General features: G+C 45.7%; 13 protein-coding genes. All 13 read right to left on the reverse strand.

The window, feature by feature from the left end; all coding sequences use genetic code 11:
- Nucleotides 1–226: 226 nt before the first annotated feature.
- The gene (gene rpsA / locus ACTQ50_RS05210) at nucleotides 227–1,306 is read right to left on the reverse strand and encodes a 30S ribosomal protein S1 (protein ID WP_441483266.1); all 1,080 of its coding nucleotides are present in this window, start codon (nucleotides 1,304–1,306) and stop codon (nucleotides 227–229) included.
- Nucleotides 1,287–2,156 carry a 4-hydroxy-3-methylbut-2-enyl diphosphate reductase gene (ispH, locus tag ACTQ50_RS05215; protein ID WP_441483267.1) on the reverse strand — a complete coding sequence of 290 codons (870 nt, stop codon included), beginning with the start codon at nucleotides 2,154–2,156 and terminating at the stop codon, nucleotides 1,287–1,289. Before ispH ends, rpsA begins: the two co-directional genes overlap by 20 nt.
- A gap of 3 nt (nucleotides 2,157–2,159) precedes the next feature.
- A complete protein-coding gene (gene cmk / locus ACTQ50_RS05220; protein ID WP_441483268.1) occupies nucleotides 2,160–2,828 on the reverse strand; it encodes a (d)CMP kinase in 669 nt (222 codons plus the stop codon).
- Between the two features lie 106 nt (nucleotides 2,829–2,934).
- Complete coding sequence (locus ACTQ50_RS05225) at nucleotides 2,935–4,212, reverse strand: NAD(P)/FAD-dependent oxidoreductase (protein ID WP_441483269.1); 1,278 nt, start codon at nucleotides 4,210–4,212, stop codon at nucleotides 2,935–2,937.
- 189 nt (nucleotides 4,213–4,401) lie between these two features.
- A complete protein-coding gene (locus ACTQ50_RS05230; protein WP_441483270.1) occupies nucleotides 4,402–5,814 on the reverse strand; it encodes an oxaloacetate decarboxylase subunit alpha in 1,413 nt (470 codons plus the stop codon).
- Between the two features lie 87 nt (nucleotides 5,815–5,901).
- On the reverse strand, nucleotides 5,902–7,050 hold the full coding sequence (locus ACTQ50_RS05235) for a sodium ion-translocating decarboxylase subunit beta (protein ID WP_173717749.1): 1,149 nt from the start codon (nucleotides 7,048–7,050) through the stop codon (nucleotides 5,902–5,904).
- Nucleotides 7,051–7,066: 16 nt separating this feature from the next.
- Nucleotides 7,067–7,429 (reverse strand): biotin/lipoyl-binding carrier protein, encoded by a 363-nt coding sequence (locus tag ACTQ50_RS05240; protein ID WP_441483271.1) that lies wholly within the window; start codon nucleotides 7,427–7,429, stop codon nucleotides 7,067–7,069.
- An 18-nt stretch (nucleotides 7,430–7,447) separates the two neighbouring features.
- Nucleotides 7,448–8,185 (reverse strand): OadG family transporter subunit, encoded by a 738-nt coding sequence (locus tag ACTQ50_RS05245; protein WP_441483272.1) that lies wholly within the window; start codon nucleotides 8,183–8,185, stop codon nucleotides 7,448–7,450.
- Nucleotides 8,186–8,199: 14 nt separating this feature from the next.
- A complete protein-coding gene (locus ACTQ50_RS05250) occupies nucleotides 8,200–9,636 on the reverse strand; it encodes an acyl-CoA carboxylase subunit beta (RefSeq protein ID WP_441483273.1) in 1,437 nt (478 codons plus the stop codon).
- Nucleotides 9,637–9,808: 172 nt separating this feature from the next.
- A complete protein-coding gene (locus ACTQ50_RS05255) occupies nucleotides 9,809–11,113 on the reverse strand; it encodes a D-alanyl-D-alanine carboxypeptidase family protein (protein ID WP_441483274.1) in 1,305 nt (434 codons plus the stop codon).
- Nucleotides 11,114–11,251: 138 nt separating this feature from the next.
- Complete coding sequence (locus ACTQ50_RS05260; RefSeq protein ID WP_441483275.1) at nucleotides 11,252–12,049, reverse strand: zinc dependent phospholipase C family protein; 798 nt, start codon at nucleotides 12,047–12,049, stop codon at nucleotides 11,252–11,254.
- A 29-nt stretch (nucleotides 12,050–12,078) separates the two neighbouring features.
- Nucleotides 12,079–12,648 (reverse strand): SMC-Scp complex subunit ScpB, encoded by a 570-nt coding sequence (gene scpB, locus ACTQ50_RS05265; protein ID WP_441483276.1) that lies wholly within the window; start codon nucleotides 12,646–12,648, stop codon nucleotides 12,079–12,081.
- A gap of 3 nt (nucleotides 12,649–12,651) precedes the next feature.
- On the reverse strand, nucleotides 12,652–13,443 hold the full coding sequence (locus tag ACTQ50_RS05270) for a segregation and condensation protein A (RefSeq protein WP_441483277.1): 792 nt from the start codon (nucleotides 13,441–13,443) through the stop codon (nucleotides 12,652–12,654).
- Nucleotides 13,444–13,457: the final 14 nt, after the last annotated feature.

A 13,457-nucleotide genomic window follows, 5' to 3' on the forward strand; every position in this document is an offset into this window, starting at 1 on the left:
TGCATTTTTCGTCATCATAAAAAACACCGCCCTTCTGATATTTATTATATCAGAAAAGCGGTTCCAACAATAGCAAAACCCTGCAAAAGCAGGGCTTTGTCTACAATCTGATCCGGGGAGTTTCCCCGGATTTTTCATATCAAAACTGACCGCCACTCACCAGATTAGTGAATGACAGCTTTTTATGTAGGAGAAACACACGGAGTGTGCTTCCCCTCTAGTTAAATTATTCCTCTACAGGTGCTTCCTCAGCTGGAGCCTCGAGAGCTTTCATGCTAAGGCTGATCTTCTTGTCTTCGCCGTTGAAATCAACAACTTTAGCCTGGATCTCCTGTCCGATGGTAAGTACATCAGATGGTTTTGCAACGTGCTCTCTGGAAATCTGAGATACGTGAAGAAGTGCATCTACGCCAGGTGCAAGCTCTACGAATGCACCGAAGTCTGTCATACGAGCAACTTTACCAGTTACTACGTTTCCAACAGCGAAATCCTCAGCAGCTGTAAGCCATGGATTCTCCTCCGGGAATTTCATTGTAAGAGCAATCTTCTCGCCCTTGATGTCTTTGATCATAACTTTTACAGTCTCACCAACTGTGAAAACTTTCTTCGGGTTCTCTACTCTGCCCCAGGACATCTCAGAGATGTGAAGCAGTCCGTCAGCGCCGCCCAGATCGATGAATGCACCGAAATCTGTAACGTTCTTAACAACACCCTCTACTGTATCGCCAACATTGATGCGCTCCATAAGCTCCTGCTGTTTCTTAGCTTTCTCAGCAACAAGAAGCTGTTTGCGGTTACCAATGATACGACGTCTTCTTGGATTGAACTCTGTGATAACGAACTCAATCTCCTGATCAGCATATTTGCTGAGATCTTTCTCATATGTGTCGGAAACAAGGCTTGCAGGAATGAATACACGTGTCTCCTCAACGTTAACACATAATCCACCGTCAAGTACCTGAGTTACAGGAGCTTTTAATACTTCCTGGTTCTCGAATGCTTCCTCAAGACGTTTATTGCCTTTCTCTGCAGCAAGTCTCTTGTAGGTTAAGATAACCTGGCCTTCGCCATCGTTTACCTTAAGCACTTTGGCTTCCATGGAGTCACCTACATGTACAGCGTCTGTGAGTACTACGGAAGGATCATTGCTATATTCACTCTTGGTGATGATACCATCAGCCTTATAGCCAATATTCAGGATAATTTCATCTTCTTTAACATCGATGACCTTTCCCTGTACGATTTCTCCATTTCTGATTGTTTTTACGGAATCTTCCAGCATCTGTTCAAAACTTAATTCTGACATGTTCTTGAACCTCCTCAATAATTTTCTTTGGGGTTGAAGCCCCTGCTGTAATACCTACATAACTACTGCATTGGAACATATCTGAATCCAAGTCTACAGGTGTTTGTATATAGTAAGTATTTTCACATTCCTTTTTACATATTTCAAACAGCTTTTGAGTATTGGAACTATATCGGCCGCCTACGACTAACATAGTGTCTACCTCTCCGGCTATGCTCTTTGCTTCTCTCTGCCGTTCTTCGGTAGCATTACAAATAGTGTTTAAAATATTAAGAATATTTAAAACAGTATTATCATACCTCTTTTTGCGGAGAATTTCAACTAAATCTTTAAATTTATTATAATTAAATGTTGTCTGCGACACAATACACACATTTTTGCCCTCTGGAAGCACAAAATCAAGTGCGTCCTGCTCGGTGCGGATCACCGTATATGTTCCCATGCACCAGCCGCAGATTCCTACCACTTCCGGGTGCTCCGGATCTCCAATGATCACAATATGGGAACCGGCCTTGCTCTCCTTCTCTACGATCCGGTGGATCTTCAGCACAAAAGGACAGGTGACATCCACATAGGAAAGTCCGCATTCCTTCAGCAGATCGTAAACCTCTTTCCCTACACCGTGGGAGCGGATGACCACAGTGCTTCCCTCTGGAAGATTTCTTAAATCCTCCTCCGAAGCAACCCGGACACCTTTTTTCTCCAGATCTCCAACCACTTCTTCATTGTGAATAATGGGACCAAGAGTAAAAAGCTTACCCGGACAGCTGTCGATCAGCTCGTAGACCTTATCCACTGCACGCTGCACGCCAAAACAAAAGCCTGCTGTTTTCGCAACCTTTACTTCCATGGTTTATTCCACCTTATCTTTGTAAATTTCAAGGATGGCTGCTACTACTTCCTCAATATTCATAAGTGAGGAATCTACGAGGACTGCATCCTCAGCCTGGCGAAGAGGAGAAATCTCTCTTGTCATATCCTGGTGATCGCGTTTTTCGATGTCCTTTTTGATCTCTTCAAGGTCAGCGCTCTCTCCCTTTGCAAGATATTCGTCATAGCGTCTCTTAGCTCTGGTCTCCACGCTGGCGGTAAGATAAATCTTCACCTGGGCATCTGGAAGAACTACAGTTCCAATGTCACGGCCATCCATAACCACATCATTCTTCGCTGCCAGATTTCTCTGAAGATTGAGAAGATGTGCGCGGACTGCCGGATTAGCAGATGTCCTGGAAGCCATATTTCCAACCTCTTCGGTGCGGATATACTGGTTCACGTTCTCACCGTTCAGGATCACAACCTGTTCCCCGTTCTCATAACGGATGGAAACTTCTGCCTTCTGGCAATTGTCCGCAACTGCCTGGGTGTCGGTTCCTGCGATTTTATTATTTAACAGATAAAGTGCAACGGCACGATACATGGCCCCTGTATCTACATAGATAAAGGACAGCTCCTTTGCCACTTTCTTTGCAATGGTGCTTTTGCCTGCTCCTGCCGGTCCGTCAATGGCAATGTTACATCCCATTTTCTCTGTTACCTCCTGGTATTTTATTTACTGCAATCTGCCTGCCTTTCGAAAACAGCTCCCAAATTGCAGTTTTATTTTCACTTCTTACATTTATAACAGATTTTCATCCATTTTTCAATGCCATAGCCGCAAGATATGCTGTAGACCATGCAATCTGGAGATTATATCCGCCAGTCACAGCATCCAGATCCAGCACTTCTCCAATGAAGTAAAGGTTCTTCACCTTCCGTGACTCCATAGTTCCCGGCTGGATTTCCTTTACGGAAACGCCACCTCTTGTGATAACCGCTTCCTTGTATTCTCCCATTCCATTGATGGTAAATGGAAAAGCCTTCACCAGCTCTTCGAAGTGAACCCGCTCTTCCCTGGAAATATCGTGGATCTTTTTCTCCGGGGAAATACCGCCAAGTTCCAGCATGATCGGGGTAAGGGATGACGGGAAAAGTACCCCGATCACATTCTTAAACTGTTTATTCGGACCTGCCTCAAATTCCCGAAGGATCCTTGCATCCAGCTGTTCCATGGTAAGAGCCGGCTTCAGATCCAGATAGGCACTTAATTCCCCGGATTTCTGCAGTTGTTTGCCAATGTGTGCACTGGCAGATAGGATCATGGGACCAGTCACGCCAAAGTGGGTAAACATCATTTCGCCAAAATCCTGGAAAAGAACTTTCTTGCCAGATTTAATGGTAAGCTCTGTATTTTTCAGGGAAAGGCCCTGAAGTCTGGGAATGTAATCCTCCTTTGTGCGAAGAGGGACCAAAGATGGGGAAAGATCCGTCACTTTATGCCCTGTCTCCTGTGCGAAACGGTAGCCATCACCAGTAGAACCTGTAGACTGATAAGAAAGGCCTCCTGTGGCAACCAGAACGGCGTCCCCTTCCAGAAAGCTTCCGTCCGCCAGTTCTACGCCTACTGCTCTGCTGTGATGTGCCTTTTTCTCTTCCACATCCGGTTCTTCGTATGGACTGACATTCACCCTTTTCACTTCTGTACGAAGATGGATATGGGCTCCGGCTTTCTTCAGTTCTCTCTCCAGCCCCCGGATAATATCGGAAGAATGATCAGATACTGGGAAAACCCGGTTGCCTCTCTCTGTCTTTAGTGGAACTCCCGCTTCTTCAAAGAACTCCATTACATCCTGAGGGGTAAAGGAATAAAAAGCACTGTAAAGGAATTTTGGATTAGACATAACCGCCCGGAACAGTTCTTCCGTGTCACAATTATTTGTAACATTACATCTGCCTTTTCCTGTAATATACACTTTCTTTCCAAGCTTTTCATTTTTCTCCAGAATGTGGACCTCATGTCCTGTCCTTGCCAGATATACACCCGCCATCATTCCGGCAGCTCCGCCGCCTACGATCAGTATTTTACTCATTTAGATACCTTTCACAAATCCGTCTATGAGCCTATATCATTCACTTTCTTCATACGGGCTCATGGACAGATTTTACGTATATTTTTTAAAAAGACACGTGCAAATAATCTTCTCTGCACGTGTCTTTCGTCATAATTTCTATGGAATCAGCGTATAGACTGCCCCATAGGAATCCTTATTCATCACTGATTAAACCGGATATGCTCCGTTCTTGGTATCAGCAGCGGTCTCATCAACCTTTGTCTCCTGAGCCTGACGATACTTGAAGAAGTCAGTAGCAACCTGTGGGAACAGTGCGTAGGACAGAACGTCCTCATCCTGCACTTTGTACTGAGCCATCTCGCCCTCAAGTTTATCCAGCTCGTTGTCAAGAAGGTCTGCCGGGCGGCAGGTGATCGGCTCTGTATCGCCAATGCACTTCTTCTGAACTTCCGGATTGAATGGTTTCGCTGTTGCGCCGTATTTTCCGCTGAGAACATCCTTTGTCTCTTTGGTAACCATCTTGTATCTCTCGCCCATAAGAACGTTAAATACAGCCTGTGTACCAACGATCTGGGAAGACGGAGTAACAAGCGGCGGCTCACCAAGGTCTTTACGTACACGCGGAACTTCCTCAAGAACATCGTAGAACTTGTCTTCTGCATGCTGCTCTTTCAGCTGGGAAGTAAGGTTGGATAACATACCGCCTGGTACCTGATACAGAAGAGTCTTGATGTTTACGCCAAGGTTCTTCGGATTCAGAAGACCGCTCTCAAGAGCCTCGTCACGCATTGGACGGAAGTAATCTGCAATCTCAGCAAGAAGCTGCTGGTCAAATCCTGTATCGTATGGAGTACCCTTGAAGGTCTCAACCATAACCTCAGTTGCAGGCTGGGAAGTACCCAGTGCAAATGGAGACATTGCAGTATCGATGATATCAACACCAGCTTCAACAGCTTTTAAGTAAGTCATGGAAGCTACACCAGAGGTGTAATGTGTATGAAGGTCGATCGGGATCTTAACAGTCTCTTTCAGGGCTGTAACAAGCTCGGTTGCCTTGTATGGAAGAAGAAGTCCAGCCATATCTTTGATACAGATGGAATCTGCACCCATTTCCTCGATACGTTTTGCAATGCTTGTCCAGTACTCAAGAGTATAAGCATCACCAAGTGTATAGGAAAGAGCAACCTGTGCATGGCCATGCTCTTTGTTTGCAGCATGTACAGCAGTCTGAAGGTTACGAAGATCGTTCATACAGTCGAAAATACGGATGATATCGATACCGTTTGCCAGAGATTTCTGAACAAAGTACTCTACTACATCATCAGCGTATGGACGATATCCAAGAATGTTCTGGCCACGGAAAAGCATCTGCAGCTTGGTGTTCTTGAATCCGTCACGTAATTTACGAAGTCTTTCCCACGGATCCTCATGAAGGAAACGAAGGCTTGCATCGAAAGTAGCACCGCCCCAGCACTCAACTGCATGGTAGCCTACTTTATCAAGTTTATCAACGATTGGAAGCATCTGCTCTGTTGTCATACGGGTTGCAATCAGGGACTGATGTGCATCACGCAGAATGGTTTCCACAATTTTAACAGGTTTTTTTTCAATTTCTGCCATAATTGTTCTCCTTATTTATTTAGTTCATCCGGACTCCCCAGTCTCCTCATAGAAGACCGGGAAAATTCCGAATTTCTGGTATCATTATTAGATTCCGTAAATAGCCATGAATGCTCCGGCAGCAACGGCTGTACCGATAACACCGGCAACGTTTGGTCCCATTGCATGCATCAGAAGGAAGTTGGTAGGATCAGCCTCAGCACCAACCTTCTGGGAAACACGGGCTGCCATAGGTACCGCAGATACACCAGCGGAACCGATAAGCGGATTGATCTTGCCGCCTGTAAGTTTGCACATAAGCTTTCCAAGCATAACACCGCCGAAGGTACCACATGCAAATGCTACAAGACCTAATACAACGATCTTCAGAGTATCTACATTCAGGAATGCCTCTGCACTTGTGGAAGCACCAACAGATGTACCAAGAAGGATAACTACAATGTACATAAGTGCATTGGAAGCTGTCTCTGTAAGCTGTTTTACAACGCCGCACTCTCTGAACAGGTTACCAAGCATAAGCATACCAACCAGAGGAGCTGTTGTAGGAAGGATCATGCAGACAACGATTGTGATCACGATTGGGAAGAGGATCTTCTCAAGCTTGGATACAGGACGAAGCTGCTCCATCTTGATCTTACGCTCTTTCTCAGTAGTAAACAGTTTCATGATCGGAGGCTGGATGATCGGAACCAGTGACATATAGGAATATGCCGCCACGGCGATCGGTCCCATAAGAGCTGTCTGGCCAAGCTTACCAGCAAGGAAAATGGAGGTTGGGCCATCTGCACCACCGATGATGGAGATCGCTGCTGCTGCTTTTCCGTTGAATCCAAGGAAGATTGCAAGGAAATAAGCCATGTAGATACCAAGCTGCGCTGCAGCACCCATCAGGAAGCTCTTCGGGTTCGCGATCAGCGGACCGAAGTCTGTCATGGCACCTACACCCATGAAAATAAGGGAAGGAAGAATACTCCACTCATCAAGGATGTAGAAGTAATGAAGAAGACCGCCAACGCCGTTGGACATGTCTTCCGGATTGGCCATAATGTCCGGATAAATATTAACAAGGAGCATACCAAATGCAATCGGAACAAGCAGAAGAGGCTCGAATCCCTTTGCAATGGCAAGATATAAGAATACACAAGCAACCACGATCATCAGGTAGTTACCCCATGTCAGATTAAAGAATGCGGTCTGATGGATCAGGTTGGACAAAGTGTCTGCTACGTAAGACATCCTATTACCTCCCGACTTAGTTCATTGTTGCCAGGGTATCTCCATTTTCTACAGAGGCACCTTCTGCAACATCAATGCTTGCAACGGTTCCGTCCTGAGGAGCTACAACCGGGATCTCCATCTTCATGGATTCCAGGATTACAATGTTGTCACCAGCTTTTACAGCCTGTCCAACGCTTGCTGCGATTTTCAGAACCTTTCCAGGTACGGAAGCTGCAACCTTTACTGCTCCAGCTGCTGCCTTAGGAGCTGCCTTCGGTGCCGGTGCTGCTTTCGGAGCTGCTGCCTGTGCTGCTGCTACTGGTGCGGAAACGCTTCCTGTCTCCTCAACAGTTACTTCATATGCTGTTCCGTTAACGGTAATTGTATAACTTTTCATTTTAGGATCCTCCTGTATTTATCTCTTTTTACGATTGATTTTGCGGATGGAACGAACAACGAATCCATCGGTAGTGGTTCCCTCAGCTGCTGCAATTGCTGCTGCGATAACCGCGATCAGTTCTGTATCATCTGCTGCTTCCTGTACCTCTTCTGCCGGAGCTGCCACTGGAGCAGGTGCAGGTGCTGCTGCCTGAGCTTTTTTCTTTGCTTCCGGATTCGGGATGAATCTGAACAGATAGATCAGGAAGCTCAGGAAAATAAGAATGATGAATACGATTGCAATACCCATGATGGTATTCATAACGGCTCTTCTTAAGGTCTCAGCCATGGAGTACTGCACATCAACAGTAAGGGATGTAGGTGCTCCTGTAGAACCATCAAAAACATAAACAAAGTTTGCATCTGCCTTCTCGAAGGAAGCCGGTACGGTAACGGTGTATCCGTCGTCAGAAGCCTTCACCTCTGTCTCGCCGGTTCTCTCCTTCAGTGCGCCCAGCTCAGCCTTGGAGCCTGCCCATGCAGTCATGGCTCCAACAGTAAACGCATCAGATGACTGGGAATAGTTATCGATGTCCTCATCACTTAATGCAACGATCGTATCGGTAAGTCCCTCAGCAGTGGTGATCAGTGTCTGTTTAACAGTGTCATCTACCTCATCAGCGGCCCATACAGAAGAAACGCCGGTAAGTGTAAGCACTGCCATCATGAGAAGTACTGTGCAAAGGGAGGATACTTTCTTAAAAATCTGTTTCATATGCTCCACCTCGCTTAGACCGTGCCATGTTTCTTGGACGGACGTTCTTCCCTTTTTGTGAACAGCATTTCAAATGCTCCGATCACATATTTTCTTGTATCAGCCGGGCTGATAATGGTGTCAACATATCCTCTTGCTGCTGCGGAGGAAACAGAGTTCTGAAGTTCTCTGTACTCAGCTGCCTTCTCAGTAAGAGATGCTGCGTCATCGCCTGCATACATGATCTTAGCTGCAAGGTCAGCGTCCATCATACCGATTTCTGCGTTCTCCCATGCATATACCATGTCTGCGCCGATTGCTTTGCTGTTCATAGCTGTGTAAGCGGTTCCAAATGCTTTGCCGATCACAACATTTACCTTCGGAACAGTAGCGTCTGCAAATGCATGAACCAGTGCTCCAACGGATTTCGCCATCATCTTCTCACCACATACAGTAGCCTTGAAGCCGTTAACATTTGTAAGAGTAAGTACCGGGATCTCAAAAGCGTCACAGAATTTTACGAACTCTGCTGCTTTTCTTGCGCCGCGTGCGCTAAGGGTTCCGTCGGACTCCCAAACCTTATTGCCTTCTGCGTCATAGCTCTCGCTTCTGTTTGCAACAGCACCAACGGTAGCACCGTTCAGTCTGATAAATCCAACAGCAACGCTCTTGCCATAGTCAGCTTTTACCTCGAAGAACTGGCCGTTATCAGCGATTCTGGAAAGTGCAATGGCTGTGTCGCCTGTGCAGTTCTCAATATCCTCGCATACACGGTTCAGGTCGTCTGTGCACTCCATGTAAGAATCAGTGTCTTCGCAGTTAGATGGCAGATATGTTACGAGTTCACGGATCTTTCCAAGGATCTCATCCTCAGTGCCGATTCCGTCTACAAGACCTGTCTCTTCGCTCTGGAATTTGGCAGCGGATGTGTCACATTTGGAAACGTGGTTGCCCTCAAGGGCGTTCGGGGTATTTACAAACAGTTTACCCTTCTTCTCTTCTACAAAAGTGAAGTCTGTCAGTGCCGGTACAAGTGCCATACCACCGCCGCAGGTACCGAAGATACCTGTGATCTGTGGGATCAGTCCGGATGCCAGAGTCTGTTTCATATAAATTTCACCGAATGCTTCCAGTGCGTCAGTTGCCTCCTGGAGACGGAGACCTGCGCAGTCGATCAGGCCGATCACCGGGGCACCGGTCTTCATAGCCATATCATAAAGTCTGGTAATCTTCTTGGCATGCATTTCACCAACAGTTCCGTTCAGTACAGAAACGTCCTGGCTGTACACATACACCAGATTTCCATCGATTACACCATATCCGGTAATAACACCGTCTGAAGGTGCTTTTTTCTCAGTCATGTTGAAATCTGTATTTCTGGCTGTTACACTTTGGCCGATCTCAACAAAACTGTTCGCGTCAAGCAAAGAAGTGATTCTTGTGCCCGCTAAGCTTTGTGTTGCGTTACTCATTCTTTCTTGCCCTCCATTTTATAAAAATTTTAAAGTATAACCAAAAATTCTGCCGATTCTAATTGTACATTTTTTCACACAATTTTTCAATAGTTTTCCGTGTTTTTATGCAAAAAAATCCCTCGATTTTCGGGGGATTTTTTGATATATCATACAGATTCTGTCAGGCTTTTTAGTGAAAAAAGTCATGAAACACCTTGTTTACACACCATAAATAGGTGATTTTGACGATATTACGATCTGCTGTCACAAAGTAGTTGTCCAGCACCAGTTCTCCAAGGCTGAAGGTCACCTGGCCGATCTGCTGTCCTTTTTTCACCGGAGCTGTCAAATTTTTCTCAAGGCGCAGGTGGCAGGTGACTTTTTCCCCGTCTTTTAAGAGGATCTGTTTCTTCTTATCTGAATCCGTTATCTGGATTTCACCCTTTATATAAGCATCTCCTGTTTTTTCACTCTTCTCTGACATATATTTTTTTGAACCTTCTGCAGTTTCTTCCCCAATTCCATCACTTACCGGGATTTCCGGGATCTTCGGTTCCTGCCAGTATGTTTCCTTATGGAAATTCGCTTTTCCATATTCCAACAGCTTCATGGTATCCTTCCACTTATATGTCTTGTTATTGGGCCAGCCGCAGCCAAGGAGGGAAATGATAAAGGTTCTCCCTTCATTTTCACAGGCGGCCACATAACAATAGCCTGCATTTCCCGTGAAACCGGTTTTTCCGGAAACTGCATCCTGTGTTATATCCAGAAACGCATTTGCATTGTGTACGGAAAACTGTCTTTTCCCGGAAATATCGGAGAAGGAATAATCTCTGGTCTGTGTAATATGAAGAAACGTTTTATTTTTTATGGCATAGCTCATGATCAGGGCAAGATCACGGGCAGTTGTCTGGTGAATGCCGCCGGCATCTGCACTGTCAAGACCGTTTGGGGTAACAAAATGGGTATTGGTGCACCCGATCTCTTTCGCCTTTTCATTCATCATCCTGGCAAAGCCTTCCACAGAACCGCCAATGTGCTCCGCGATCGCCACAGCTGTGTCATTGTGGCTTTTCAGCATTAAAGAATAAAGAAGATCTTCTAAATAGTACTGCTCTCCTTCTTTCAGGTTCAGCTTTACCTCCGGCTGGGAGGCGGCATTTTTTGACACTTCCACATAGTCATCTCCTGCGCCGTTTTCCAGGGCCAGGATACAGGTCATTACTTTTGTGGTGCTGGCATTCGGACGTGCTGTGTAACCTTCTTTTTCATAGAGTACCCTGCCGGTATCCCCATCCATGAGAACTGCGGATAAGGCATAGAGATTTCCCGGCCCATCTGTTTCTTTCATATCAACTGCTGCCGGTATCATCTGCACACTGGAACTGACAGCCTGTTTTTCATTTGTGCCGGTGCTTCCTGCTGCCTGGACAGCGGTGCACAAAGTAAGTACAACAGTCAGCGTAAAAATAAGGAATCTGTATCTGCTTTTCATAGTCCACCCCACATTCCACATTTATAGTATTTTACGCGGACCTGTCCCTAACTATGCAAAACACTCTCTAGCTTGCTGCCGTGTATACAAAAAACAGGGACAGCTTCTTATAAACACCTGTCCCTGAAACTAATTTTATTAACCGTTGTAAGTCATATTCCAACGATCAGACAGGGGTCTGTCCTCTTTGGAAAGCTGATAGAGTTCCAGCAATTCTGCTGGTGCTTCTTCCACCGCTCTTTCAAATAATTCATTCAGCTCTTCCACCGGTTCCCTGCTGCCCCCTGCTGGCTGAGCCATCATATAGTGATCGATCAAAGCAGACTGGGCCTTTCTTCCTCCCAGACTGGAAATTTTCGACAAGCGTGCACGTCTTGTACCGCCGTCGTCGCAGACCAGCTGATTGGTCATAAATTTCATCAGCTTCAGACTAAGAAGAATATCCCTTTTTTTTACAAGAGGAAATGCTTTGTGGATCTCTTCTGCATTTTTCTTCGTTGCTTTAATACAGTCAGAAGGATAATAGGCATAAGGATTCTTCCCATTTTCTTCCATAAGAAAGCGGTCAAATTCAATTTCCAGAAGGCTGTGGGAAATCCTTCCCCTGTCATTCATCTCATTGACAAAAGGATGGCAGGAGGAATCCAGAAGATAATGGCAGCCAAAGCCAAGAAGATAGGCCAGAAGCGCCTCATCCTTTGTCTCTCTGATCTGCGCCATGCCCTGGGTAAAAAATGCCCGGGCTTTTTCTTTATGCATCCGGTATCCCACCCTGCTTACGTGATTTTCAAAAATAAAATAATAGAAGAAAATATCCGGTCCGTGAAGACCAATGCGATACAGTTCTCCATTTTCCCGGATGCTCTTCTTTACCTCATCTGGCATCTGTCTGTATACTTTCTGCCCAAACAGATCATGTGCATATGTTGTTGGCATTTTTATCCTCTCCTGTCCTGTACGCTATCCTACACATCCAGCTTCAGCTGGACTTCCTCTTCCGCCTCTGCCTTGAAATCCGCCATTTTCACCGGATCCACAGCAGGCAGCTCCTCCAGACCCTGTACCCCAAAGGTACGGAGAAATTCTTCCGTGGTTCCAAAAAGGATCGGTCTTCCCGGGGCATCCAGCCTTCCTAATTCCTTAACCAGATTATACTCCACCAGCTTATTTACTGCATGGTCACTTTTTACCCCTCGGATCTTCTCGATCTCCGCTTTGGTAACCGGCTGTTTATACGCAATAATGGACAAAGTCTCCAGCATAACATCAGTAAGAGCCGGTTTCTTAGGCTGCATGGCAATGCGGATCAGGCAGCCGTAATAATCCCGCTTGGTACAAAGCTGGTAAGAATCCTCCAGTTCAATGATCTGGATTCCCCTGCCTTCATCCTCATATTTATCCATCAGATTGTGGATCAGCTTCTCTGTAGTCGGCTTATCCTGCTGGATTGCCTTCGCGATCTGCCCAAGTTCCACAGATTCTCCCATTGCAAAAAGAATGGCCTCAATAGCACCTTCTAATCGTTTTATTTCCATATATTATCCTTCTTCCTCTGCAAATTCCGTCAGATTCTTCCATGTCTCCGGTTCTGTTACAACATCAATCTGAATATCGTCAAAAATTTCTTCCTGAACCACATGGATGTGTCCCATTTTGATCAATTCCAGCACAGAAAGGAAGGTAACGATCACCTGTACCTTAGAGCACTGTTTCTTAAGAAGTTCGCGGAAGCTGAATTTTCTATGGGTTTTTGCAAATTCTTTCATCTCCAGCATTTTATCGGAAAGGCTGACCTCTTCCTTCTCGATCTTGCCAAACTGGCTTCGGATCGGGTCTCGCCTGTCATCCTGCCGACGTATAATGGACTGATAAATGGCATTTAATTTTTCCAGGGTAAGACCGGCCAGAAGTTCCGAAGGATCCACTGGCTCCCGGTACTGAAGCACTTCCTTTGGCACATCCGGTCCACGGAAATAAACGCCGCTGGCATCATCCATCTTGTCCTTCAGTTCATAAGACATATACTTGTACATCTTATATTCCAAAAGCTTCTGAACCAACTCGGCTCTCGGGTCTTCCTCTTCTCCCTCCTCATTCACTTCTTTTGGAAGGAGCATCCGGCATTTGATATCCAGAAGGGTGGCGGCCATGACCATAAATTCACTCATCACACCAAGGTCTTCTTTTTCCATGGCATGAATGTATTCCATGTACTGGTCTGTGATGTCTACAATCGGTATATCATAAATATCAATTTTATTCTTATCTATAAGGTGAAGGAGCAGATCAAGCGGTCCTTCAAAAACATTCAGTTTTACGGGAATTGCCATGAACTTTCCTCTCC

It is taken from the genome of Blautia sp. Sow4_E7, from assembly GCF_052116245.1.
GTDB lineage: Bacteria > Bacillota > Clostridia > Lachnospirales > Lachnospiraceae > Blautia_A.